General features: G+C 58.1%; 21 protein-coding genes and 4 tRNA genes. 4 read left to right on the forward strand and 21 right to left on the reverse strand.

Translation table 11 applies throughout. The annotated features are described in order from the left end of the window. Position 1: 1 nt before the first annotated feature. From coaE to AC04P6_RS02015, 3 genes are all read right to left on the reverse strand, one after another. On the reverse strand, positions 2 to 607 hold the full coding sequence (gene coaE, locus AC04P6_RS02005) for a dephospho-CoA kinase (protein ID WP_475564925.1): 606 nt from the start codon (positions 605 to 607) through the stop codon (positions 2 to 4). A 169-nt stretch (positions 608 to 776) separates the two neighbouring features. Continuing rightward, positions 777 to 2,000, reverse strand: a complete 1,224-nt coding sequence (gene rpsA / locus AC04P6_RS02010; protein ID WP_475564926.1) for a 30S ribosomal protein S1 — start codon at positions 1,998 to 2,000, stop codon at positions 777 to 779. Between the two features lie 252 nt (positions 2,001 to 2,252). Next, positions 2,253 to 3,467, reverse strand: coding sequence for a nucleoid-associated protein (locus AC04P6_RS02015; RefSeq protein WP_475564927.1), 1,215 nt, complete (start codon positions 3,465 to 3,467; stop codon positions 2,253 to 2,255). A 206-nt stretch (positions 3,468 to 3,673) separates the two neighbouring features. On the opposite strand from AC04P6_RS02015, the gene AC04P6_RS02020 reads away from it, so the two are divergent. After that, positions 3,674 to 5,053, forward strand: coding sequence for a sodium:proton antiporter (locus tag AC04P6_RS02020; protein WP_475564928.1), 1,380 nt, complete (start codon positions 3,674 to 3,676; stop codon positions 5,051 to 5,053). A 110-nt stretch (positions 5,054 to 5,163) separates the two neighbouring features. Here the strand turns inward: AC04P6_RS02020 and AC04P6_RS02025 are convergent, their stop codons facing one another. Both AC04P6_RS02025 and AC04P6_RS02030 read right to left on the reverse strand, forming a co-directional pair. Continuing rightward, a complete protein-coding gene (locus AC04P6_RS02025) occupies positions 5,164 to 5,502 on the reverse strand; it encodes a P-II family nitrogen regulator (RefSeq protein ID WP_475564929.1) in 339 nt (112 codons plus the stop codon). Between the two features lie 18 nt (positions 5,503 to 5,520). Continuing rightward, a complete protein-coding gene (locus AC04P6_RS02030; RefSeq protein ID WP_475564930.1) occupies positions 5,521 to 6,843 on the reverse strand; it encodes an ammonium transporter in 1,323 nt (440 codons plus the stop codon). 172 nt (positions 6,844 to 7,015) lie between these two features. Here AC04P6_RS02030 and AC04P6_RS02035 point away from each other — a divergent pair, with 172 nt between their 5' ends. After that, entirely contained in the window at positions 7,016 to 7,594 is a 579-nt protein-coding gene (locus AC04P6_RS02035) for a GNAT family N-acetyltransferase (protein ID WP_475564931.1), read from the forward strand. Positions 7,595 to 7,721: 127 nt separating this feature from the next. Here the strand turns inward: AC04P6_RS02035 and rplA are convergent, their stop codons facing one another. The 10 genes from rplA to AC04P6_RS02085 all read right to left on the reverse strand — a co-directional run bounded on the left by rplA (position 7,722) and on the right by AC04P6_RS02085 (position 12,153). Next, entirely contained in the window at positions 7,722 to 8,432 is a 711-nt protein-coding gene (gene rplA, locus AC04P6_RS02040) for a 50S ribosomal protein L1 (protein WP_475564932.1), read from the reverse strand. A 90-nt stretch (positions 8,433 to 8,522) separates the two neighbouring features. Further along, on the reverse strand, positions 8,523 to 9,014 hold the full coding sequence (gene rplK / locus AC04P6_RS02045) for a 50S ribosomal protein L11 (protein ID WP_475564933.1): 492 nt from the start codon (positions 9,012 to 9,014) through the stop codon (positions 8,523 to 8,525). Positions 9,015 to 9,160: 146 nt separating this feature from the next. Next, positions 9,161 to 9,691 carry a transcription termination/antitermination protein NusG gene (gene nusG, locus AC04P6_RS02050; RefSeq protein ID WP_475564934.1) on the reverse strand — a complete coding sequence of 177 codons (531 nt, stop codon included), beginning with the start codon at positions 9,689 to 9,691 and terminating at the stop codon, positions 9,161 to 9,163. Between the two features lie 3 nt (positions 9,692 to 9,694). Next, positions 9,695 to 10,120, reverse strand: coding sequence for a preprotein translocase subunit SecE (secE, locus tag AC04P6_RS02055; protein ID WP_475564935.1), 426 nt, complete (start codon positions 10,118 to 10,120; stop codon positions 9,695 to 9,697). A gap of 91 nt (positions 10,121 to 10,211) precedes the next feature. Then, positions 10,212 to 10,287 (reverse strand) — tRNA-Trp (locus AC04P6_RS02060). A 13-nt stretch (positions 10,288 to 10,300) separates the two neighbouring features. Next, positions 10,301 to 10,450 carry a 50S ribosomal protein L33 gene (rpmG, locus tag AC04P6_RS02065; protein WP_066663211.1) on the reverse strand — a complete coding sequence of 50 codons (150 nt, stop codon included), beginning with the start codon at positions 10,448 to 10,450 and terminating at the stop codon, positions 10,301 to 10,303. A gap of 110 nt (positions 10,451 to 10,560) precedes the next feature. Further along, positions 10,561 to 11,763, reverse strand: coding sequence for an elongation factor Tu (gene tuf, locus AC04P6_RS02070; protein ID WP_475564936.1), 1,203 nt, complete (start codon positions 11,761 to 11,763; stop codon positions 10,561 to 10,563). Positions 11,764 to 11,845: 82 nt separating this feature from the next. Continuing rightward, positions 11,846 to 11,922 (reverse strand) — tRNA-Met (locus AC04P6_RS02075). 65 nt (positions 11,923 to 11,987) lie between these two features. Continuing rightward, positions 11,988 to 12,063 (reverse strand) — tRNA-Thr (locus AC04P6_RS02080). A 5-nt stretch (positions 12,064 to 12,068) separates the two neighbouring features. Then, positions 12,069 to 12,153, reverse strand: a tRNA-Tyr gene (locus AC04P6_RS02085). A gap of 279 nt (positions 12,154 to 12,432) precedes the next feature. Between AC04P6_RS02085 and AC04P6_RS02090 the strand changes: the two genes are divergently transcribed. Together AC04P6_RS02090 and AC04P6_RS02095 are read left to right on the forward strand one after the other, a co-directional pair. Next, positions 12,433 to 14,058: a sodium/proline symporter gene (locus AC04P6_RS02090; RefSeq protein WP_475564937.1), complete on the forward strand. Its 1,626-nt coding sequence runs from the start codon at positions 12,433 to 12,435 to the stop codon at positions 14,056 to 14,058. Between the two features lie 81 nt (positions 14,059 to 14,139). Next, complete coding sequence (locus tag AC04P6_RS02095; RefSeq protein WP_475564938.1) at positions 14,140 to 15,411, forward strand: aspartate aminotransferase type Ic; 1,272 nt, start codon at positions 14,140 to 14,142, stop codon at positions 15,409 to 15,411. A 122-nt stretch (positions 15,412 to 15,533) separates the two neighbouring features. Here the strand turns inward: AC04P6_RS02095 and nifJ are convergent, their stop codons facing one another. The 6 genes from nifJ to rpmD all read right to left on the reverse strand — a co-directional run bounded on the left by nifJ (position 15,534) and on the right by rpmD (position 24,244). Beyond that, entirely contained in the window at positions 15,534 to 19,064 is a 3,531-nt protein-coding gene (nifJ, locus tag AC04P6_RS02100; protein ID WP_475564939.1) for a pyruvate:ferredoxin (flavodoxin) oxidoreductase, read from the reverse strand. 143 nt (positions 19,065 to 19,207) lie between these two features. Next, positions 19,208 to 21,388 (reverse strand): cytochrome C oxidase Cbb3, encoded by a 2,181-nt coding sequence (locus AC04P6_RS02105; RefSeq protein ID WP_475564940.1) that lies wholly within the window; start codon positions 21,386 to 21,388, stop codon positions 19,208 to 19,210. Between the two features lie 155 nt (positions 21,389 to 21,543). After that, positions 21,544 to 22,173, reverse strand: a complete 630-nt coding sequence (locus AC04P6_RS02110; RefSeq protein WP_475564941.1) for an adenylate kinase — start codon at positions 22,171 to 22,173, stop codon at positions 21,544 to 21,546. 16 nt (positions 22,174 to 22,189) lie between these two features. After that, complete coding sequence (gene secY / locus AC04P6_RS02115; RefSeq protein WP_475564942.1) at positions 22,190 to 23,473, reverse strand: preprotein translocase subunit SecY; 1,284 nt, start codon at positions 23,471 to 23,473, stop codon at positions 22,190 to 22,192. Further along, on the reverse strand, positions 23,467 to 23,916 hold the full coding sequence (gene rplO / locus AC04P6_RS02120) for a 50S ribosomal protein L15 (RefSeq protein ID WP_475564943.1): 450 nt from the start codon (positions 23,914 to 23,916) through the stop codon (positions 23,467 to 23,469). Before rplO ends, secY begins: the two co-directional genes overlap by 7 nt. A 136-nt stretch (positions 23,917 to 24,052) precedes the next feature. After that, positions 24,053 to 24,244, reverse strand: coding sequence for a 50S ribosomal protein L30 (gene rpmD / locus AC04P6_RS02125; RefSeq protein WP_475564944.1), 192 nt, complete (start codon positions 24,242 to 24,244; stop codon positions 24,053 to 24,055). Position 24,245: the final 1 nt, after the last annotated feature.

Genomic DNA, 24,245 nt, shown 5'->3' on the forward strand with positions numbered 1-24,245 from the left:
GCTACTTGCTAACTATCTCGTTCCAGACAAGACCGACCTGCTCTTCCAGCTGGTCGAGCGTGCCCTTGTTGCTGATGACGTAATCGGCCCACAGGGCGCGCTGGGCATCGCTTACCTGGCGGGCGATGCGACGGCGAACGTCGTCTTCGGCAAAGCCCTTGGAAACGGCACGCTGAACGCGTACGCGCGTAGGAGACGTAACCGCGATAACGCCAACGCTATTGCGTACGAGCGGCGCGAACGTACCTTCGGGACCGTCGTAGGCGGAAATCTCGATAACGGCCATCTCGCAGCCCTCTTCCGCCAAGCGGTCGAGACGCGCCTGCGCAATCTTCAGCAAGCGCGGCTGCGTGATTGCGTTGAGCTTGATGGTCTTGGCCTGCGTGACGAAAGCACGCGCGGCCAGTTCCGAGCGAATGATCGAACCGTCCTCGGCAAGGATATCCGCGCCGAACGTTTCCGTGAGAAGCTGAATCACTTCGGGGTCGAGTAGCGTTTCATGGCCGCACTCGTCGAGGTCGACACGATGCGCACCACGCTCTTGAAGCATATGGGATACCGTCGATTTACCGGACCCGATACCGCCAATGAGAATGCAGGTCTTCATGTCTCGCCCCTTTCGAATGTCATCTCTGTTTGCTCTCATGGTACCACCGAAACGAGTGCCCCAACCATTGAAAGGGCCAGGAAAAAGCGTCGTATTCGATACGTACGCGAGATAGAAAAAGCTCCCCGCGCACGAGCACGGGGAGCTTTGCGTTAGCTATGAGCTGATGTTATTCAGCAGCCTGCTCGGAAGCCTCTTCGCGGGCAGCACGCTCAGCGGCGCGCTTGGCCTGACGGGCGGCCTTCTCTTCCAGGGCAGCCGGATCGGGCTCGGCAACTTCGATTTCGATGCCCAGCTCTTCGGCGGCAGCCTTCATGGAGAGGCTGATGCGACGGCGGTCGGTGTTCACTTCCAGAACCTTGACCTTCACATCGTCGCCAGCATGCACGACCTGCGTGGGGGTTTCGATGTGCTTGTTGGACATCTCGGAGATGTGCACCAGACCCTCGACGTTGGGGCCAAGCTCGACGAATGCGCCGAACGGAACCGTCTTGGTGACCTTGCCGTCGATGATGCTGCCGGAGGGATAGTTCTCGACCAGCTTGATCCAGGGATCTTCCTTCGTCTGCTTGAGACCCAGGGAGATGCGCTCACGCTGCAGATCGACGTCGAGAACCTCGACCTCGACCTCTTCGCCCACCTTGACGACTTCGCTGGGGTGGTTGACGTGGCTCCAGGAGAGCTCGGAGATGTGCACCAGACCGTCGATGCCACCGAGGTCGACGAATGCGCCGAAGTCGACGATGGAGGAAACGGTGCCCTTGAGGCGCATGCCCTTGGACAGGCGGGACAGGATTTCCGCACGCTCGTTCTTGCGGCCCTCTTCCAGGAGCACGCGACGGGACAGAACAACGTTGTTGCGGTTGCGATCCATCTCGATGACGCGAGCTTCCAGGCTGGTGCCCAGGTACATGTCCAGATCCTTCACGCGGCGAAGGTCGACCAGGGAAGCGGGCAGGAAGCCGCGCAGGCCGATGTCGAGGATGAGGCCGCCCTTGACGACTTCGATAACCTCGCCGGTAACCGTCTCGCCAGCCTTGAACTTCTCTTCAACGGAAATCCAGGCGCGCTCGTACTCGGCACGCTTCTTGGAGAGGATCAGGCGACCGTCCTTGTCTTCCTTCTGGAGAACGAGGGCTTCGATCTTGTCGCCCATGTTCACGATGTCGGAAGGATCGGCGTCTTTGCGGATGGACAGCTCGCGGGAGGGAATAACGCCCTCGCTCTTGAATCCGATGTCGACCAGCACTTCGTCATGCTCGATCTTGACCACGGTGCCGTCGACCAGATCGCCTTCGTCAAAGTCGGTCAACGTGCCATCGATCATCGCGTTCATCTGCTCGTCGGAGATGTCCTCGAAATCGATAACGGTCGGGTTCTTGATTTCGGTCAAAATGGACCCCTTTCATAATTACGGGGACCCTTCGTCATGATTGCGTGCTCTGTACCATGTTCACGGCACCGCTCTGCGGCGACAGGCAAAACATGTCTCGGGGGCCAATATTACCTGCTTGATGACGTCCGTCACCTAAGCCGTGCTATTGTAGCACAGCAAACACGAGGCGCACGCGCGAATTATTCAAGTGGAAACGTTCCACACGCGCCCTACACCACTCAGCGGCAGCCCCAGGTCGCACAGGATCGATTAGCGATTCTCGATATGCGCGATGTTCTTCAGGGCGATGGAAATCGTGCCGTCCGACTCGCTCGTGAACATGATGTATTCGGGGTTCTGGCCGTATTCGGCGGGGAACGTCACCTCGATGCCCGTATCGGTGCGGATCTTATGGCGACGCACGACGCGCTGCGCGGCCTCGCGCTCGATGGGCACCTGCGCGGGAAGCTCCTGGGCAGACGCCGCCTGCTCGAAGCGCGTGCGCGCGGGGGAATCCTCGAAAATGGCCTCAGCCATCTCGTCGAGGTCGATCTGGTCTTCCTCCGAAACGTTTTCCGACACGTAGGCCTTTGCGCGCGACAGGGCGACCGTGGTGTTCTCGCCATACTCGTCGGCCACGGCCTCGACGATTTCGGTTACCGCCGCTAGCGTCTCGCGGCTCGACGCCTGCTGCGAGCACTGCAGCAGCTTGTCGGGAATGAGGAAGCAGTCCTCGCCCGCGATGTTTCGCTTCTTGTCCACGAACTGCACCGAAAGCGAACGCAAGTCGACCAGCGCATACGACGTGAGCTTCTGCGAGGGGTTGGGCAAGACGGCATGATGGCGCGCAACGCTGTTGAACTCGCCCGCGTCATCGTAGCGCGTTTCGTGCACGTAGGCCTGCTTGCTGTCGAGCAGGATGATGGCGAAGTATCGGGGTAGCGGTCCGGAAAAGCCGCTCGCGCGGTCGAACGCGCGCTGCGCCGCCGCATCGCCCGGCGTGGGGTCGGGGTCGAATGGGCACGCCTCTTCCTCCTGCGCGCCTTCCGAACTGGGAACGTCCTCGAACGCCTCTTCCCCATCGTCTTCTTCCACCTCGTCGCGAAGCTCCGCTTCCGCAGCCGCCTCGCGTGCAGCCTTTGCCGCGCGCTTCAGCTCGGTGTCGTCCTCGAAATCCACGATGAGGATGTCGGTGGAAATGGGCTTTTCGGAATGCCCCAGCTCGGTGGATATGAACTCGGCGATTTCCGTGGAAAGCCCCACGAACGCCGAAGTGTCGTTGAAGTATTCGCGCAGCTCGGTGGCGAACCCGCTTCCCTCCACGAACTCGCCGCGCTTGTTGTCCAAATTGCCCAGCGCCTTGCGCACGTGGCGCATGACGTAGTTCTTCGCCGTCTTGTCGGTGAGGTCGATCTCGCGTGGCGAGAAGATGTTCTCGCAGGCGTTGAAATCGCAGATATGCAGAATGGCGTGGTTGATTCTCATGCTAGCTACCCGGGTTCGTCGATACGCGCCCAACGGCGCGGAATGTGCAACCCGCCTAGAATAGCAGAGGGCGCATTCGCCCGTACGCGCATGCAAGCACAAAGCACAAAGCGCCTTCGGTTGCGCAACGCCTGCATCATTTCTAAAATGATAGGGATATACCCTCGCCTGGCGCATGCGCCAGGCATACTAGGAACAGGTGTTTTATGGATATCGGTGCATCTCTGCCCATCTGGAGCATCATTCCCTTCGTGGGAATGCTCCTCTCGATTGCGATCTTCCCGCTCGTGAAGCCCGAGTGGTGGGAAAAGAACGAGCTGACCGTCGCGATTTTCTGGTCGGTCATCTTCCTCGTTCCCTTCATCGCCGTATACGGTTTCGGCGTTGCGGCCGAATCGCTTTCCGAAACCATCCTGGGCGACTACGTTCCCTTTATCGTGCTTCTCCTTGGCCTGTTCACCGTAGCCGGCGGCATCCACGTGAAGGGCACCATCGTGGGCACCACGAAGAACAACGTCATCATGCTGGCTCTTGGCACCGCCATCGCCAGCTGGGTAGGCACCACCGGCGCGGCCATGCTTCTCATCCGCCCCGTGCTGCGCGCCAACCTCTGGCGTCGCCACAAGGCCCATATCGTCGTGTTCTTCATCTTCCTGGTTGCGAACATCGGCGGCTGCCTCACGCCCCTAGGCGATCCCCCGCTGTTCCTAGGCTACCTGCGCGGCATCCCCTTCTTCTGGACCTTCGAGCACATCTGGGTCATCCTGCTGTTCAACACGGTCGTCATGCTCGTGGCGTTCGCCCTCATCGACCGCCACTTCATCAAGAAGGAAGGCAAGGAAGGCCTCGAGGCCCTGAAGCTCGAGGACGAAGCCGACGAGCGCACGCCCATCCACATCGAAGGCTGGCACAACTTCTTCTTCCTGGCACTCATCATCGTCGCCGTCATCCTGAACGGCACCATCCCGCAAATGGAGATGTTCATCGACCCGGCCACGGGCGCTACCTACGGCTTCGACGTCGAGGGCGTGCATATCGGCATCGATTACATCGTGCAGATCGTCCTCATCCTCGTCGCCATGGCTGGCTCCTGGTTCACCACCAGCCAGCAGCTGCGCAAGGATAACAAGTTCGAGTGGGCCCCCATCGCGGAAGTAGCCAAGCTCTTCATCGGCATCTTCATCACGATGATTCCCGCGCTCGCCCTCCTGCGCACCAACGGCAGCTCGCTGGGCGTCGATTCCCCGCTGGCCTTCTTCTGGTCGACGGGCATGCTCTCGTCGTTCCTCGACAACTCCCCCACCTACGTCGTGTTCCTCACCACGGCCGGCGCCATCGGCTCCGACGCCGCCAACGCCGTGGCCACCACGGTGGGTTCCGTCGATCCGCGCATCCTGCTCGCCATTTCCGCTGGCGCGGTATTCATGGGCGCGAACACCTACATCGGCAACGCCCCGAACTTCATGGTAAAGAACATCGCCGAGAAGGCCGGCGTGAAAATGCCCAGCTTCTTCCACTACATGGGCTGGTCGGCGGCAATTCTCATACCGCTGTTCATCTTGGACAGCATAGTCTTCTTCCTCTAGCCCACGCGGCATACCGGCACAAGCGAACCCCCGGCGAACAATCGCCGGGGGTTCTTGCTTATGTGGCCTTTGGTGGGAGCCAGACTGCATGGTCACCGGCCGCGGTAACCCTACAGCGCGCTGCTGCCCCGCTCTCCCGTGCGGATACGAACCACCTCATCGCAGGGGAAGACGAATACCTTGCCATCCCCAACCTTTCCGGTATGCGCCACATCCAGAATAATCTCGATGATGCCGTCGACCTCTTCGTCAACGCATACGATTTCGAACTTGACCTTCGGAACCATGTTCAGCAGCACTTCGGTGCCACGATAGTATTCCTTCCAGCCGTGCTGATTTCCGCAGCCCTGCACCTGGCTGATGGTCATGCCGCTCACTTCGGCTGCGAACAGGGCCTCCTTAACCGCCTCAAGTCGTTCGGGGCGTACAACTGCCGTGATCTTCTTCATATTCGTCACGCCTTTCCGCTAGTCAAGACCCACAAATGCGGGGTAAGCCGATTCGCCATGCTGAATGAGGTCCATGCCCAGAGCCTCATCGTGCTCTTTCACGCGCAGGGAGCCACCGAAGAGTGCCTTCACGATCAGGCCAATTACGAGGCTGCCGATTGCCACGAAGCCAATCGTTACCAGAATGCCCAGAACCTGGGCGACGAGCAGGCTCGGGTCGCCCGTGTACAGCAGACCGCCGTTTTCCGTCCAGGACAGCTCGGGCACGCAGAAGATGCCCGTGAGGATGCCGCCGACGATGCCACCCACCGTATGGCAGCCGAACGCGTCGAGCGCGTCATCATAGCCGAGCTTGGCCTTCAGGCGCGAAATGGCGAGGTAGCAGATGGGAGAAACGACCAGGCCCATGAAGATGGCGGCCAGAGGCTCCACGAAGCCCGCTGCGGGGGTGATTACCACGAGGCCGGCAACGAGACCCGTCGCGCCGCCCGTGAGCGTGCACTTGCCCGTGAGGATGCGTTCGAAGCCAATCCACGAGAGAGACGCCGCCGCGGAAGCCGCAACCGTGTTCAGGAGAGCCAGGCCCGCAGTGCCATTCGCAGCGAAGGCGGAGCCAGCGTTGAAGCCGAACCAGCCGAACCACAGAAGCGAAGCGCCCAGGAGCACGAAGGGAACGTTGTGCGGGCGGTAGTTGAGCATCCCGAAGCCGCGGCGCTTGCCCAGAAGCAGGCAGAGCACCAAGCCCGTGAGGCCCGAGGAGATGTGCACGACGTCGCCACCGGCGAAGTCAAGCGCGCCAATCATATCGCCGATGAAGCTGCCGTCGCCGCCCCAGACCATGTGAGCCAGAGGAGCGTAGATGAGCACGACCCAGATGGTGCAGAACAGCATCGTTGCACCCACCTTCATGCGACCTGCAACCGCGCCCGTGATGATGGCCGTGGTGATCATCGCGAAGGCCATCTGGAACACGATGTCGATGATAGCCGGATAAGACTCGGCGGAAGCGGAGGCATCCACCGCGAGGCTGCCAGATAGGGCCGTGAACGCCGTAGCCGTTCCACTCGCCTCATCAAGCATATCCTGCACTGCCGTAACGCATCCCAATTGATCGAAGCCACCGAAGAACGGGATGGAACCATCGCCACCGTATGCCAGCGACCAGCCGCACACAACCCAAACAACGCCCACGATGCCAATGGCGGCCAGAGACATGAACATCGTATTGATCACGTTCTTCCTACGCGAGAGACCGCCGTAGAAAAAAGCGAGCCCGGGTGTCATGAGAAGCACGAGCATCGTGCTCACCAACATGAACCCAGAAGATCCGGAATCTAGCATATTTACTCCTTCCACTTTCCTTATACGTCTGTCATAATCCCATCCGTTAGTAGTGGAAGAAGCGCACAAACAGTTTGTTAACCTGCGAGTACGCATCTGGTAACAAAACGGAATCACCGTCGTTACGCACTGGAAACAAAACACGCGAAGATACGAAGGAGATGATTAAAGCATGGCTTTAGAGTTTCGCGCTGTAACAACCGAGAGCGACATCAAGGAACTTGCTCGCGTTGCCGACGAGATTTGGCACGGCTACTGGCCCGCCATTATCGGGCAGGAGCAAACCGATTACATGGTCGAGACGCTGCAAAGCTACACCGCCCTCACCAAGGCCATTTTCGAGGACGGATACCGCTATTGGCTCCTCGTAGACGAAGACGGAATCGCAGGCTATACCGGTTGCGACATCGAGCGCATGACGGGCGACGAAACCCACGACAAGCCGTTTCACCACAGCCCCGTCGTCGACGCGCAGTGGAAGCACCGTCTGTTCATCAGCAAGATCTACCTGTACCCGCATTCCCGCGGCAAGCATTACGCCAGCCGGGTTATCGAGTTTTACGAGCAGCTTTGCCGCGACGAGAACCTGCCGGTCATGTACCTCATGGTGAATCGCCGCAACGAGCTTGGCCTGCGCGCCTACAAGGGCCGCGGCTTCCAGATCATGGAGGAAACGGATGCCGATATCGGGCATGGCTTCTTCATGATCGACTACATCATGGCAAAGGAAGTTGCACTGGCTACCGCATAGCCATCGATTGCATAGCGTACGCAAAGGGGCGTTGGCATAAGGCCAGCGCCCCTTTCTCGTGTCGCACGCAATAAAAAAGCAGCCAGGGCGAACCCTGGCTGCTTAAGCGGTTTATGCTGAAAGTAATTTATTCAGCCGCAGTGTATTCACGCTGAACGGCGGAATCGACGGGAACCGCAGAACCCATCGTGGACACAACCGTGATGGACTTCACGTACTTGCCCTTGGCCGCAGCAGGCTTCATGCGGAGGATCTCGTCGTAGACGACACCATAGTTTTCCGCAAGCTGCTCGGCGGAGAAGCTGGCCTTGCCGATGATGACGTGGCAGATGCCGAAACGGTCGGCACGATACTCTACGCGGCCGCCCTTGAGTTCCTTAACAGCCTTGGCAACGTCGTTGGTAACCGTGCCAAGCTTGGGGTTCGGCATAAGGCCACGCGTACCGAGGATACGGCCCAGACGACCAACCTTGGGCATCTGGTCGGGGGTGGCGACGGTGGCATCGAAATTGATGTTGCCAGCCTGGATTTCGGCTACGAGGTCGTCGGAACCAACGATGTCGGCGCCAGCTTCCTCGGCAGCGCGAGCGGCTTCGCCTTCGGCGAACACGGCAACGCGAACCGTCTTACCACTGCCGTTGGGCAGGCTGACGGTGCCACGGAGCTGCTGATCGGCCTGACGGGTGTCGATGCTCAGACGAAAATGAGCTTCAACCGTCTCGTCGAAGTTGGCGGTAGCGATTTCCTTCACGAGGTTCATCGCAGCCAGAGGAGCGTAAAGCTTACCCTCTTCGATCTTCTCGGCAGCAGCCTTCTGCTTCTTGGTGAGTTTAGCCATTTCTAATTCCTTCCGTGGTGATGTCGAGCGCGGGGGCTCTCCCACTTATTGCAACCGCTTACGCGGCCTGATACCTAAAACAACTGATGCTTAGTTCTGAGCATCGAGAAGAGCCTGGAGCTTACGAGAAGCAACGTAGGTCTTCTTAGGAGCGCGACCCTCGATGGAAACGCCCATGGAGCGGGCGGTGCCGGCAACGATTTCCATAGCGGCATCGATGTCGTTGGCGTTGAGGTCGGGCAGCTTGATTTCAGCGATCTCGCGCAGCTGGTCGAGAGAGAGCTCGCCGACCTTCTTGAGCTGCGGGATGCCAGAACCGCTCTTGATACCGAGCTTTTCCTTGATGAGCACAGCCGCGGGAGGGGTCTTGCACACGAAGGTGAAGGACTTGTCCTCGTAGACCGTGATCTCGACGGGGATGATGGTACCGGACTGCTCCTGCGTCTGGGCATTAAATGCCTGGCAGAACTGCATGATGTTGACGCCCTGGGCACCCAGTGCCGGGCCTACCGGAGGCGCGGGATTGGCAGCGCCAGCCGGGATTTGCAGCTTTACAAAGCCCGTAACTTTCTTATCAGCCATTGTAAAAGCTTCCTTTCAGCTGAAGTCTTTACCTAATAGTTCATATCAACAAACGCTCGAACATGAGAAGCCCCTGTCCACGAGGGCACGTTCAAACGTATTGTCTTTGCCATGTTCAGCCGCCCTGAACAAAGGCGGCTATACGCCTAAATACGGGAAACCTGGTTGAAGGTAAGTTCCACGGGGGTCTCGCGACCAAAGATGGAAACGAGAACCTTAACCTTGTTGGATTCAGGCGAAACTTCGGAAACGACACCGTCGAACTCGGCCAGAGGACCATCGACGACCTTGACGGTCTGGCCCACTTCCAGGTTGGTGGAAGTCTTGCGAGGAGCCTCGTGCGACGTGCGCTTCATGATCTTGTTGTACTCTTCGCGCGTAAGAGGAGCGGGAGTCTGCTGACTGCCCACGAAACCGGTTACGCCAGGAGTGTTGCGGACTGCAGCCCAGCTGCGGTCGTCGAGCTCCATGCGAACGAGAACATAGCCCGGGAAGACCTTCTTCTCGGACTCTACGCGGCGGCCGCCTTCCTTGATTTCGGTGACCGTCTCCATGGGAATCTCGATGGCGAAAACATTGTTCTCCAGGCCCATCGTCTCGATACGGAGCTCGAGATTCTGCTTGACCTTGTTCTCATACCCAGAATAGGTATGGAGAACGTACCACTTCTTAGCCATGTTTTACGCTCCCAGAGACGAGATTGCCACTAGCAAAGGCGTAACGATCCAGTTGTCGAGAATGAAAACGTACACGCCAAAAAAGACCAGCGCACCCACGACGACCCCGCTCCAACGGAGAACATCCTGGCGCGTAGGCCACGTAACGCGCTTCATTTCAGAGCGCACACCAGCAAAGAACCCATCCTTCTTGGGGGCCTTAGCAGGCTTTTTTTCAGAAGCCTTGGAAGAGGATTCGGCATCCTGCTTCTTGCTCTTCTCTTCTGAGGAACGAGATGAACGCTTGAAAAGACCCTTCTTCTCTTCGGAAGAGGCATTTTCCTGCGTCGAATCTTCGGCCGCAAGCTGCGCGTTCTGCTCTACATCCGCCTTGCGAGCTGCACGACGGGCAGAAGCTTTAGCGCGTTGCGTCTTTGATTTCTTAGCCATCTTTACCCTTCAAAGTCTGATTTAACGCAGACAATATTCAACTTCTTATAACGCCAAACAAGCAGCCTGTTAAAGCTGCTCGTGAACAAGCTGGCAGGCCAGGAAGGACTCGAACCCTCAACTTTCGGTTTTGGAGACCGACGCTCTACCAATTGAACTACTGGCCTATTATGACATCCTCTAACGAGTTTCCTTATGCAGCGTGTGATGTCCACACCACTTGCAATATTTCTTCAACTCGATGCGATCGGGAGTGGTCTGCTTGTTCTTCTTGGTCGTATAGTTACGGCGCTTGCACTCGGTGCAGGCCAGGGTGACCAACGTACGCATCTACTTTACTCCTTATGTTCACACTGCTATGACTTGAAACTGCACAAGATAGTTAAGCGTGGTAAGAGAGGGCCCACATTCGTGAGCCCTCTCCACTAACCTCATTGAAGTTATTTGATGATTTCGGTTACGCGACCGGAACCAACCGTGCGGCCACCTTCGCGGATAGCGAACTTGAGGCCCTCTTCCATGGCGACGGGGTGAATGAGTTCGCCCTTGATCTCCACGTTGTCGCCCGGCATGACCATTTCGGTGCCCTCGGGCAGGTGAGCAACACCAGTGATGTCGGTGGTGCGGAAGTAGAACTGAGGACGATAGCCATCGAAGAACGGGGTGTGACGGCCGCCCTCTTCCTTGGTCAGAACGTAAATCTGGCCCTTGAACTCGGTGTGCGGGGTAACGCTACCGGGCTTGCAGAGAACCTGACCACGGACAACGTCTTCGCGCTTGATGCCGCGGAGCAGAGCGCCGATGTTGTCGCCGGCCTCAGCCTCGTCGAGCAGCTTGCGGAACATCTCAACACCCGTGCAGGTGGTCTTGGTGGTGTCGCGGATACCCACGATTTCCAGTTCGTCGCCAACCTTCAGCTGACCACGCTCAACACGACCCGTTACAACGGTACCACGACCGGTGATCGTCATAACGTCTTCGATAGCCATCAGGAAGGGCTTGTCGGTGTCGCGCTCGGGAGTGGGAATCCAGGTGTCGACAGCGTCCATGAGCTCCCAGATCTTCTCCTGGTAGGCAGCGTCGCCTTCCAGAGCCTTCAGAGCGGAGCCACGGATGATCGGGGTGTCGTCTCCGGGGAACTCGTAGGAGTTCAGCAGCTCGCGAACTTCCATCTCAACGAGCTCGAGCAGCTCGTCGTCGTCGACCATGTCGCACTTGTTCAGGAAGACAACGATGTAGGGCACGCCTACCTGACGAGCGAGCAGGATGTGCTCGCGAGTCTGAGCCATGGGGCCGTCGGTAGCGGCGATAACCAGGATAGCGCCGTCCATCTGGGCAGCACCGGTGATCATGTTCTTGACGTAGTCGGCGTGGCCGGGGCAGTCAACGTGAGCGTAGTGACGCTTGTCCGTCTCGTACTCGATGTGAGCAATGGAGATGGTGATGCCGCGCTCGCGCTCTTCAGGAGCCTTGTCGATGTCTTCGAAGGCCGTGAAGTCAGCATGAGCGGTGCCGTGAGACCCGTCGTTGCTGGACAGGGTCTTGGAGATGGCAGCGGTGAGCGTGGTCTTACCATGGTCGACGTGACCGATGGTGCCGATGTTTACATGCGGCTTAGTACGCTCGAACTTTTCCTTAGCCATGAATTCCTCCTTCAATGAGAACGCCCCTGATGGGGCGTTTATGAGCTAAAAATACAACTGCTAGAAGCAGTAAACATATCTATGGTAGCGGTGACTGGATTCGAACCAGTGACGCCACGGGTATGAACCGTGTGCTCTAACCAACTGAGCTACACCGCCAAATGCATAAGGAACCGTATTCCCTACTAGATGTAAGCGAATGGGTTCCACATACGATAAATAGATGGAGCCCGCGACCGGATTTGAACCGGTGACCTCTTCGTTACCAACGAAGTGCTCTACCTACTGAGCTACACGGGCAAAGATGGTGGGCGCGCTAGGATTCGAACCTAGGTAGGCAGAGCCAACGGGTTTACAGCCCGTCCCCATTAACCACTCGGGCACACGCCCATCTTTCGCTTAACTTGTGCAATTTTCAAGCTGCGGCTCGGTTTTCGAAGTTGCCCCCCGAAGCGCGAGCAGATGGAATAATACGCTAGCCGCGGGGGCGTGTCAACAGTCGACACGCCCCCGGGCGTATCTCCACGATTCCTCCGTTTACCCGCAACATGTGCCCACGTCATCACACGTATACTTACTATATATGCGTTGCTTTATAATGTTGAGCCGCACGTAGTGGGTTGTAAAAATCGGAAACGAATTCATACATATATATTAGTAGGGAGAACGATGGAAAACACGGATAGCCTTGTTGTCATAGCAATTTTGATCTACTTCATCGCTGTGCTAACCATTGGCTTCATTTACGCGAAACGCTCGAATTCTTCCGCATCGGAATACTTTCTGGGCGGGCGAAAAGTAGGCCCCTGGTTCACCGCCCTCTCCGCGGAGGCAAGCGATATGTCGGGCTACCTTCTTATGGGCCTGCCCGGTCTTGCCTTCTTCACGGGTGTGGGCGAAGCGGGTTGGACGGCCGTCGGCTTGGCAATCGGCACGTATCTCAATTGGCGATTCGTCGCCAAGCGCCTGCGCCGCTACTCCGTCGTGGCAAACGACTCCATCACCCTACCCGGCTTCTACACGAATCGCTTCCACGATAAGAAGAATGTAGTGGGCACCATCGCAGCCGTCATCATTCTTCTCTTCTTCTGCGTGTACACGGGCAGCTGCTTCGTAACGTGTGGCAAGCTCTTCCATACGCTCTTCGGATGGGATTACTCCGTCATGATGGTATTCGGCGCCCTCATCGTGTTCCTCTACACCATGGTTGGCGGCTACCTTTCCGTCGTGGCCACCGACTTCGTGCAGGGCTGCCTCATGTTCTTCGCCCTAATCGTCGTGGTCATCGGCTCCATCACCATGGCGGGTGGCGTGCAGGCAACCGCCGAGTTCCTCAGCGACATTCCCGGGTTCATTTCCGCAACCGCAACCGCTACTCCCCTGCTCGACGAGTCGGGCGCGCAGATGGCCATGGACGGCACGCCCCTATTCGACGACCCCACGCCCTTTGGCGTGCTCACCATCATCTCCACGCTCTCCTGGGGCCTGGGCTACTTCGGCATGCCCCAGGTGCTCGTGCGCTTCCTGGGCATCCGCAGCGAAGAAGAGGTGAAGCAATCGCGCATCATCGCCGTCGTGTGGGTGGTGATCAGCATGTTCGCCGCCGTATGCATCGGCCTCATCGGGCGCAAGGCGCTCCCCATGCTCCTGGGCGGCGCGGTTACCAGCTCCTCGGCTGAAAGCATCTTCATCATGCTCTCGCAGGTCATGCTTCCGGCATTCATGTGCGGCATCGTAGTTTCGGGCATTCTGGCGGCATCGATGTCTTCCGCGTCTTCGTATCTGCTCATCACCGGCTCTTCGGTTGCCGAGAACATCTTCCGCGGCATCTTCAAGAAGAACGCTACCGACGAGCAGGTGCTCATCGTTTCTCGCATTACGCTTACCGTGGTGCTGCTCTTTGGCATCCTGGTTGCCTGGAACGAAGATTCGGTCATCTTCACGGTCGTGTCATACGCATGGGCTGGCTTGGGCGCGTCGTTCGGCCCGCTTACGCTCTTCTCGCTCTATTGGAAGCGCACCACTAAGCAGGGTGCCATCGCCGGCATGATCACGGGTGCAGCCACAGTGCTCATTTGGCACAACTTCATCAAGCCCCTAGGTGGCGTCTTTGGCATCTACGAACTGCTGCCCGCATTCATCCTCAGCTGCCTGGCAATCTACATCGTCTCGAAGCTTTCCCCCGCTCCCAGCGAGGAAATCCTCGCCGACTACGCTCGCTTCGAGAATCACGACGTCAGCAAGGAACGTAATATGGAAGTCGTGCTAGAAGACGGCATGACGCTCAACGATTAAAACCACGCGGTATATCATTTTGGGGACGCTGAAAATGGCGTCCCCTTTTTGTATAAGGCAAGACGGAAGAAGGAATCGACTATGTCATACGCCGACCTGAGTTCAGCCGAATGTAGCTCACTGCTCGAAGAGCAGAAACGAGCATACGCCGCATGGAAGGCGAAGGATCTATCGCTGAACATGGCCCGAGGTAAGCCTTCTTCCGCCCAGCTCGACCTGAGCGCCCCCATGCTCGACGTCCTTACGTCCGACTCCTCGCTTGCGGCCTGCGATGGCACCGACTGCCGCAACTACGGCGTGGGCACGGGCATTCCCGAGGCGCGCGAACTCATGGCCGCCATGCTCGACGATAAGGCGGAACGCGTTATCGTCGGAGGCGAATCGAGCCTCAACCTCATGTACGATGCCATCGCCCGCAACTGGTCGTTCGGTACGCAGGGCTGCACCCCCTGGGGAAAGCTCGACACCGTTAAGTGGATCTGCCCCGTTCCCGGCTACGACCGCCACTTTTCCATCACCGAGCTCTTCGGCATCGAGATGATCAACGTTCCCCTGAATGAAGATGGCCCCGACATGGACGCTGTCGAAGCGCTCGCCGCCGACGAAAGCGTGAAGGGCATCTGGTGCGTTCCCACGTATTCCAATCCTTCCGGTTGCACGTACTCCGGTGAAGTCGTCGAGCGCCTTGCTTCCATGAAGGCAGCCGACGACTTCCGCATCTTCTGGGACAACGCCTACTGCGTGCATCATCTTTCCGCCGACCCCGCTCAGCAGGAGCACGTAGCCGACATCAGCCGCGCTTGCGAGAAGGCCGGCAACCCCAATCGCGCATACAAATTCGCCAGCACCAGCAAGATTACCTTCCCTGGTGCGGGCATTGCCGCCATGGCCTCGAGCGAAGCCAATATCGCTGAAATCACGAAGCTCATGAACGTTCAGATTATCGGCCACGATAAGCTGAACCAGCTCCGCCATGTGCGCTTTCTGCGCGATGCGGAAGGTATCGCCGCCCATATGGCGAAGCACGCCGAACTGCTCCGTCCGAAATTCGACCTGGTGGAGGAGACGCTTACGCGCGAACTGGAAGGCGTTGGCTGCAGCTGGACGCATCCCCGCGGCGGCTATTTCGTAACCTTCACGGGCCCCAACGGCACCGCAAAGCGCATTGTGGAACTCGCGCGCGAAGCAGGCGTGACCCTCACGGGTGCTGGCGCCCCCTTCCCCTACCACAAAGACCCGGACGACGCCGTTATCCGCATTGCCCCCTCCCTGCCGCCGCTCGAAGAACTCGAAGAGGCGCTTGCCGTATTCTGCTGCTGCGTGAAGCTCGCCACGCTCGAGAAGCTCGCCTAATCACCAGCCGCTCCCAGCCAGGAAATACGAACCTATCGCCCGTACGTCACCTGCGGGCGATAACAAAAAGAAAGGACGCACGATGTGCGTCCTTTCTTGTATTGCGACCTTTCGAGCAAGGCTTACGCTTCGGAGAACATCTCCTTCAGCTTGACCAGGTGCTCGTAGCGAGCCATGGCATTCTTCTCGTTCTCATCGAAGAGCTCGTTGGCGCGCTCGGGGAATTCGCGGGTAAGACGGCTATAGCGAGCCTCGTTCATGAGGAAGTCGCGATAGCCACCCGAGGGCTCCTTGGAATCAAGCGTGAACTTCTTGCCCGCTTCGGCTTCGGGATTGAAGCGGAAGAGGTTCCAGTAACCACACTCGACGGCACGCTTCATCTCGGACTGGCAGTTCTTCATGCCACCCTTGATGGAGTGCATTTCGCAGGGGCTATAGGCAATGATGAGCGAGGGGCCGTCGTACGCTTCTGCTTCGCAGATTGCCTTCATCGTCTGTGCGGGCTTCGCACCCATGGCGATCTGGGCGACGTAGACGTAGCCATACGACATGGCGAGCTCGGCGAGGCTCTTCTTCTGAACGTCCTTACCAGCGGCAGCGAACTGAGCAACCTGGCCGATATTCGAAGCCTTCGAAGCCTGGCCACCCGTGTTGGAATACACTTCCGTGTCGAATACGAGAACGTTGACGTTCTGACCGCTCGCGAGCACATGGTCGAGGCCACCGTAACCGATGTCGTAAGCCCAACCGTCGCCACCGAAGATCCAGTAGCTCTTCTTGGTGAGGAACTCGCTACGCTCGAGGATCTTGCGCGCGGCTTCGGTGTCGAACGCCTTCAGCTGCTCGACGTACGCCTTGGCGGCTTCCTGGTTTGCCGCAGCATCGCTACGCGTATCAAGCCACTGCTGAGCAGCCGCCTTCACGGCCTCGGGAGCATCGGACTCGATGATGGCGGCCGACTCGATGGCAAGCTCGTTGCGAACTGCCTCGTGACCAACGCGCATACCCAAGCCGAACTCGGCGTTATCTTCGAACAGGCTGTTGCACCATGCGGGACCGCGACCATCGGCGGTGGTGGTGTACGGCGAGGTTGCAGCCGGGTTGCCCCAAATGGAAGAGCAACCGGTAGCGTTCGCGATGAACATGCGGTCGCCGAAGAGCTGGGAAACCAGGCGTGCGTAGCTCGTCTCGGCGCAACCGGCGCAAGAACCAGAGAACTCGAGCAGGGGCTTCTTGAACTGGCTATCCTTCACGCTCGTGCCGCAGGCTTCCGCCTTTTCGGCAACTTCGGCCACGCAGTAGTCGAACACTTCCTGCTTGGGAAGCTCGCCCTCGGTGGGAACCATGGCAAGCGAATTGGTGGGGCAAGCGCCAATGCACACGCCGCAGCCCATGCAGTCGAGCGGAGATACGGCCAGGGTATACTTCATGCCCTTGACCTTCGGACCCTTCGCATCGATGAACTGCGCCGTTGCAGGAGCAGCCTGAGCCTCTTCCTCGGTGAGCACATACGGGCGGATAGTGGCATGGGGGCAGACGAAAGAACACTGGTTGCACTGGATGCAGGACTCGGGGTTCCATGCGGCAACCGAAACGGACAAGCCGCGCTTTTCGTATGCGGAAGCGCCCAGCGGCCACTGGCCGTCGACATGGTTCATGAAGGCGCTCACGGGGAGGCGGTCGCCATCCATGCGGCCAACGGGCTGCATGATTTCGGTGACCATCTTCACCAGCTCGGGATCGCCGGAAAGCGTCTCGGCCTGAACATCATCTTCAGCGTCGGCCCAGGCAGCGGGAACGTCGATCTTCACGAATGCCGTAGCGCCCGCGTCGATGGCCTTGTGGTTCATATCGACGACGTCCTGGCCCTTCTTCAGGTAGGACTTCGTAGCGGCATCCTTCATGAGCTGGATAGCCTCTTCCTGCGGCATGATCTTCGCCAGCGCGAAGAAGGCACTCTGCAGGATGGTGTTGGTGCGCTTGCCCATGCCGATTTCGATAGCCAGGTCGATGGCGTTGATCGTATAGAGCTGAATGTCGTTGCGAGCGATGTAGCGCTTCGTTTCGGCATTCAGATGGCGATCGAGTTCCTCGGCCGACCACTGGCAGTTGATCATGAAAACGCCGCCCGGCTTAACATCCTGGACCATACGGAAGCCCTTGATGATATAGCTGGGATTATGGCACGCAACGAAGTCGGCCTTGTTGATGTAGTACGCGCTGCGAATGGGACTGTCGCCGAAACGCAGGTGACTGATGGTGACGCCACCCGTCTTCTTGCTGTCGTACTGGAAGTACGCCTGCACGTACTTATCGGTGTGGTCGCCGATAATCTTGACGCTGTTCTTATTAGCGCCAACCGTGCCGTCGCCACCCAGGCCCCAGAACTTGCACTCAATCGTGCCAGGAGCAGCCGTGTTCGGGCAGTCGGGGTTCTCGGGAAGGCTAAGATGCGTAACGTCATCGACGATGCCGATGGTGAACTCGCGCTTGGGCTCGTCCTTGGCAAGCTCTTCGTAAATCGCGAAGGCGCTGGCCGGGGGCGTGTCTTTGCTGCCCAGACCATAACGGCCGCCCAAAACGGCGATGTCGCTGCGACCAGCTTCGCGCAGAGCGCTTACCACGTCGAGATACAGGGGCTCGCCAATGCTGCCCGGCTCCTTCGTGCGGTCCATAACGGCGATCTTGCGCACCGTTGCGGGAAGCGCGTCGACGAAGTGCGAGATGCTGAACGGACGATACAGGCGAACCTTCACCAGGCCAACCTTCTCGCCATGGGCGTTCAGATAGTCGATAGCCTCTTCCAGGACATCGCAGAAAGAACCCATGCACACGACCACGCGGTCGGCGTCGGGGGCGCCATAGTAATTAAAGAGCTGGTAGTTGGTGCCGATCTTCTCGTTCACCTGCTGCATGCAGCCTTCCACCACGGCGGGCAGTGCGTCGTATACGCCATTGCACGCCTCGCGGTTCTGGAAGAAGATGTCGCCATTCTGGTGACTACCGCGCATAGCGGGATGCTCGGGGTTAAGCGCATGGGCGCGGAACGCGGCCACGGCATCGAAGTCGCACATATCGGCCAGGTCGTCGTAATCCCAAACGGCAATCTTCTGATACTCGTGCGACGTGCGGAAGCCGTCGAAGAAGTTCAGGAACGGCATATGGCCCTTGATGGCTGCAAGATGCGCAACCGCGGAGAGGTCCATGACTTCCTGCACGTTGCCTTCGGCGAGCATGGCGAAACCGGTCTGACGACAAGCCATGACGTCGGAATGGTCGCCGAAGATGTTCAGGCTCTGCGTGGCAACGGTACGAGCGGATACATGGAACACGCTGGGGAGCTGCTCGGCAGCAATCTTGTACATGTTCGGAATCATGAGCAGCAAACCCTGCGAAGCAGTGTAGGTGGTGGTGAGGGCGCCTGCGGTAAGAGAACCGTGAACCGTGCCGCTTGCACCGCCTTCGCTCTGCATTTCGACAACGTTCACCGTGGATCCGAAGATATTCTTACGACCGTTGGCAGACCACTGGTCCACAAAGTCGGCCATGGGGCTCGACGGGGTGATGGGATAGATACCGGCAACCTCGGTGAACGCATACGAAACATGCGCTGCGGCGGTATTGCCGTCCATAGACTTGAATTCTCTGGTCATATTCCTCTCCTTCGAAGGGACCTCTGCTGAAATGTATCCTATCAGTGGTATTCAAAGGCAGGGCGTAATGCCCTTTGAGGTGCAAAGACGTTCGGTAAGTGGGCTTTCGCGTGGTGGAGTTATGGAGAAAACGCGAGGCCTTCTTACGTCCAGAACTGGAACATATGGATGATGCTCTGGTAGGCCCACGGATATGCCTCAGAGTACCAGCCCGTTTCCGCAACGAGGCATAGCAAGAAGCTATACGCCAGGCTAATGCCCACAAGCGCCGGCAAGATCTTCATGGCAATGTCGAATCCCGGCGAATCGTGCGCGATGTTCTCGTTCAAGATGAATACCGTAAGCACCACCACCATTAGGAACATGATGCTGAAGTCGGCGAAATAGCGCTGCAATATACCTGCCATTTCGGCATCGGCAAGCGCGATGAGAACGCCCGTTGCCAGCAGAACGATGATGACGCCCGCCGTGGTATGCGTGCTGCGCGAATGCACGCGCATGCGCACGCCGCGAATGGCTAGCGGCAACACCCACAGGATGGGCAGGCATGCGAAGATGCCGCCGAACGTGACTTCCTTGATCGTCTGCCCCATGTACGTGGTCTCGAACGTAGCGGGCTGAATATAGGGAAACACGCCCGTCGTCGTGGGGGTCTGGAAGAAGAACGCGAAGAGCGCTGGCGCCAAACGGCCCAGGTCCATGCCACGTTTCGTCATGTCGTTCGTAGTGAGGTTGTAGTTGCTGCCAAAGTCGGTGAAGCTTCCGAAGCGTGCATAGTTGTAAAGCATGATGCCAATGCCAACCACCAGGAATGGCGCGATAAGGCAGCCGAATTCCAGGGCCCCGCGCTTCGTGAGAATACGACGCTCCGAGATATACCTACGCCAGAACAGAGGGATTGCCACCAAGGCAAGGAGAATGAACTGCGGACGACAGCCCATCACGAGCGCCATGCAAAGCGAACCGCCCAGATAGCACCCCAAAGGATGCTTTGCGGAACGGCCACGCATCCACAAATAGAGCGCCCACATGGAAAACGCCAGGGCCATCATGATGGGCAGCGAATAGAACGTGGGGAATTTCACCAGGTAGAGAATGCCGCAACAGAACACGAGCGGCATCTGGAGCAAGAGGTAGAGACCCAGGCTCACATGCTTGAAATGATGGCGTGCGAAGCGATGGAGCAACGCGGTGCAACCCAAAATGAACGCCACTGCGGCAATCCACACGCCCACAGCCGTTGGGAACGACCCGCCGGTTAGGAGCAAATACGGCAGGTAGAACACGATAACGGGCACAACGCCGAAATACACGTAGTAATGGCCCTGATAGTACGCGACATCCCACAGGTACGACTCCCCCGTCGCCTTCTGCAGCTCATCGCGAGCTCCCTTATCGTACGGGTTGTCCATTTCCTGCAGCCACTCGGGAGGCTCCTCGTCGAGATAGAGCTGGCCATGCGACATCGCCTCGGCGAGGCGCGCGTACTGCTGGGAATTCTCGCCACCAACCTCGAACGTCGTGATAACGCTCGTTGGGTCCCACGAACCGGAGTTGTATGCCTGCGTCGCCACGCCCACCAGATTCGAACCGGTGAACAGGAGCACCGACACAAGGTAAATCTCCAGGACGTTCGCGAGGAGAATGCACGCCTTCGATACGCGAGGCTGCTCGACAACGGAAATGCGATAGATTGAGGATTTCGGGCGGAACAGGTACGCGAACGTGATTACCGCTAGCGCAATGAGAAAGCGCGCCATGAGGAAATGGAACGGATACGTGTTGTTGATGTACACGGCTTTGATCTTGATGGGATACGTAACGTCCTCGCCGGTGATTTCGATGCGCAGGTTGTTCGTAAGACCAGTCGTGTTGAGCTTCAGATACTCGGTGCCATCGTCATTCGTGGCAACGGTACGCGTGGGAACGCCCGAGGAATACTCCGTGGAATCGAAGTACGTTTCATGGCCAGCGTCGGTGAACTCAATCTTCACCTGCACGTTCTGGGCCGACTGGTTTCCATCGAAATCGATGCGAACGTTCTTTACCTCTTTATTGAGGTTCGAAAACTCGATAACGCTATCGGCTTCCGTAATGCGGTACGTTTCATCGGTTTCGTTCTGTTGAAGCGTAAGCCTATCGGATAGGTTTACGCAGTCGTACCCAAGGGTGGCCCAATGATTGAAATTGAATACGAAGACTTCGAGACAGAACGCGATGGCCACCAGAACGAGCGCGCAACGAGCATAATGACGCACTTCCCGCGCATGGTTTCGCAGGAGGGGAACGATGAAGCTGAGTATTCTTTCGAAAGATGTTTGCATCCTGCGCTCATTATAAATAAGGAAACACCAGGTGCAAACGGATAGGAAGCGAATGACGCCTATCTACGCAAAGGCATATGCCGTCTTACATCGGCGTGCAGGCATAGAAAAGGGGCAGGAAAAACTCCTGCCCCTCTGCGCTCTATGAAACCCGATTAGAGGTTGAGCTTTGCGATGACATCCTCGAGAACAACCTCGGGATCGCGATCGCCATCGACGGAAACGAGAAGGTCGCTGCCGCGATAGTAGTCGATCAGCGGAGCCGTGGACTTCTCGTACACATCGAGACGGTTGCGAACCGTGGTCTCGTTGTCGTCGTCGCGCTGGTACATCTCGCCAGAGCACTTCGGGCAAGAAGCACCGTCGGACTCGGAACCGATGAAACCGCACTCGCGGCACATACGGCGGCTGGTAAGACGCTTTACGATGACTTCGAAGTCGACATCGATGAGCAGAGCCGCATCGAGAGGACGCTCGAGCTGGCTGAGCATGCCGTCGAGAGCAACCGCCTGCGTGGTGGTGCGGGGGAAGCCGTCGAACAGAACGCCTGCCTGCGTATCGGGCTGCTGGATACGCTCCTTCATGAGATCGATGATGAGCTCATCGGGAACGAGCTCGCCAGCATCCATGAAACCCTTGGCCTTGACGCCGAGTTCGGTCTGGTCGCGTACGGCAGCGCGCAGGATGTCGCCGGTGGAAATATGGCACATGCCAAACTTCTCTACGAGCTTTGCGGCCTGCGTGCCTTTGCCAGCACCGGGTGCGCCGAGGAGAACGATATTCATTGCGCAAACACTTCCTTTACTTGAAGAAGCCGTCGTAGTTGTACATCTTCAACTGCGATTCGACCTTATTCATGGTGTCGAGGGCAACGCCAATCATGATGAGGATGGACGTGCCGCCAAAGGCCTGAATAAGGTAGTTGTTCGTGAACGAGAACAGGATGGAAGGCACAACGGCAACCGCGGCAATGAACATGGCGCCGGGAAGCGTGACGTGCTTGATCACGTTCTTGATGTAGTTCACGGTAGCCGAGCCGGGGCGAATGCCGGGCACGAAGCCGCCCTGCTTCTGCAGGTTACTGGAAAGCTCTTCCGGATTGAACACCATCGACGTATAGAAATACGCGAAGAAGATGATGAGGAGGAAGGTGAGCACCCAGTTAACCCAACCGCTCGAAATCGCGTTCGCGAACGAATTGAGCCAATCTACGTTGAAAAGCGCGGCAATCTGAGCCGGGAAGTAGATAAGGCAGCTCGCGAAGATGATGGGGATAACGCCCGCGGCATTCACCTTCAGAGGGATGTAGGTGGACTGGCCACCCATCATCTTACGACCCTGCACGCGCTTGGCGTAGCTAACGGGAATGCGGCGCTGAGCGCGCTCCATGAAGATAATCGCGGGGATTGCGATGATAACCACCGCGAGAATGAGCAGCGTAATAGCCAGGCCCATGCCCGCATCGGACTGGCTCGTGGCACTCTCGAAAATGGCCGAGGGCACACGCGAGACGATGCTCGTGAAAATGATGAGCGACATGCCGTTGCCGATGCCACGCTGCGTGATGAGCTCGCCCATCCACATGATGAAGCCGGTACCGGCAACAAGCGTGAACACGACGAGGAAGCAGGTAAGGCCATACGGCACTTCGGACGAGAAGGTTACGCCGTACGTGCTGGACTGGAAGAGCAGCAGATAACCAACGGCGTTGATGAAACCGAGCGCCAGCGTGAGCCAACGCGTGGCCTGCGTGATCTTCTTGCGGCCAGCTTCGCCTTCCTTAGCCCAACGACCCACAGCCGGGATAACGCCCTGCATCAGCTGCATGATGATGGATGCGGTGATGTAGGGCATGATGCCGAGCGCGAACACGCTGAAGTGGGAAAGCGCGCCACCGGAAAAGATGTCGATCATCGTCATAGCGGCGCCGCCGGCTTCCTGATACGCCTGCGCGAACGCGGCGAACGGGATGCCGGGCACCGGAATGAACGAACCCAGGCGATACAGGGCAAGGATAGCCAGCGTAAACAGGATCTTGTTACGCAGCTCCTTAACCTTGAATGCTTCTACCAGGGAACTTAGCAAGGCTGCTCAACCTTTCCTCCAGCTGCCTCGATCTTCGCGGCAGCACTTGCGGATACCTTGTCGACCTTGACGGTAAGGGCCTTGGTGATTTCACCGTCGCCCAGAACCTTAACGGGAGCATCGGCATGCTTGATGATGCCCTTGGCCTTCAGGCTATCGCCGTCGACCACGTCGCCAGCCTCGAACTTAGCCTCGAGACGGCTAACGTTCACGGGCAGGTACTCCACGCGGTTGATGTTGCGGAAGCCAGGCAGCTTCGGCAGACGACGAGCCAGAGGAGTCTGGCCGCCCTCGAAGCCGGCACCCTTGCCGCCACCAGCGCGGGACTTCTGACCGTTCATACCACGACCGGCGGTCTTGCCCGTGCCGGAAGCAGAACCGCGACCAACGCGCTTGCGGTTCTTACGAGAGCCCTCTGCCGGCTTAAGATCCTTGAGTTCCATTAATAAATCTCCTTTCGCTTGCTCGCACTAAACGAGCACGCTGGCAGCTCGCCGCCAGCAAACTTCCTGTGCCAGATGCACAATCTGGCATATTACCAAATATGGCCCCGGAGGCAAACCCCGGGGCCTTGTGCACTTATTTGTTCTCGGTGACTTCGATGAGGTGCTTGACCTTGAAGATCTGACCGCGAACCGACTCGTTGTCGATGAGGTCGTGCTCTTTGCCGATACGGCCCAGGCCCAGAGCCTTCAGCGTCTTGGCCTGCGTAGCAGGACGACCGATGGCGCTACGAACCTGCTTTACGTGCAGCGTCTTCTTCTCTGCCATT

Source organism: Denitrobacterium sp. (assembly GCF_056180635.1).

Coding starts and splice junctions, on each gene's coding strand:
- coaE (WP_475564925.1), bottom strand. CDS start 607: ATGAAGACCTGCATTCTCATTGGCGGTATCGGGTCCGGTAAATCGACG.
- AC04P6_RS02015 (WP_475564927.1), bottom strand. CDS start 3,467: ATGAGAATCAACCACGCCATTCTGCATATCTGCGATTTCAACGCCTGC.
- AC04P6_RS02020 (WP_475564928.1), top strand. CDS start 3,674: ATGGATATCGGTGCATCTCTGCCCATCTGGAGCATCATTCCCTTCGTG.
- AC04P6_RS02025 (WP_475564929.1), bottom strand. CDS start 5,502: ATGAAGAAGATCACGGCAGTTGTACGCCCCGAACGACTTGAGGCGGTT.
- AC04P6_RS02030 (WP_475564930.1), bottom strand. CDS start 6,843: ATGCTAGATTCCGGATCTTCTGGGTTCATGTTGGTGAGCACGATGCTC.
- AC04P6_RS02035 (WP_475564931.1), top strand. CDS start 7,016: ATGGCTTTAGAGTTTCGCGCTGTAACAACCGAGAGCGACATCAAGGAA.
- rplA (WP_475564932.1), bottom strand. CDS start 8,432: ATGGCTAAACTCACCAAGAAGCAGAAGGCTGCTGCCGAGAAGATCGAA.
- rplK (WP_475564933.1), bottom strand. CDS start 9,014: ATGGCTGATAAGAAAGTTACGGGCTTTGTAAAGCTGCAAATCCCGGCT.
- nusG (WP_475564934.1), bottom strand. CDS start 9,691: ATGGCTAAGAAGTGGTACGTTCTCCATACCTATTCTGGGTATGAGAAC.
- secE (WP_475564935.1), bottom strand. CDS start 10,120: ATGGCTAAGAAATCAAAGACGCAACGCGCTAAAGCTTCTGCCCGTCGT.
- rpmG (WP_066663211.1), bottom strand. CDS start 10,450: ATGCGTACGTTGGTCACCCTGGCCTGCACCGAGTGCAAGCGCCGTAAC.
- tuf (WP_475564936.1), bottom strand. CDS start 11,763: ATGGCTAAGGAAAAGTTCGAGCGTACTAAGCCGCATGTAAACATCGGC.
- AC04P6_RS02090 (WP_475564937.1), top strand. CDS start 12,433: ATGGAAAACACGGATAGCCTTGTTGTCATAGCAATTTTGATCTACTTC.
- AC04P6_RS02095 (WP_475564938.1), top strand. CDS start 14,140: ATGTCATACGCCGACCTGAGTTCAGCCGAATGTAGCTCACTGCTCGAA.
- nifJ (WP_475564939.1), bottom strand. CDS start 19,064: ATGACCAGAGAATTCAAGTCTATGGACGGCAATACCGCCGCAGCGCAT.
- AC04P6_RS02105 (WP_475564940.1), bottom strand. CDS start 21,388: ATGCAAACATCTTTCGAAAGAATACTCAGCTTCATCGTTCCCCTCCTG.
- AC04P6_RS02110 (WP_475564941.1), bottom strand. CDS start 22,173: ATGAATATCGTTCTCCTCGGCGCACCCGGTGCTGGCAAAGGCACGCAG.
- rplO (WP_475564943.1), bottom strand. CDS start 23,916: ATGGAACTCAAGGATCTTAAGCCGGCAGAGGGCTCTCGTAAGAACCGC.
- rpmD (WP_475564944.1), bottom strand. CDS start 24,244: ATGGCAGAGAAGAAGACGCTGCACGTAAAGCAGGTTCGTAGCGCCATC.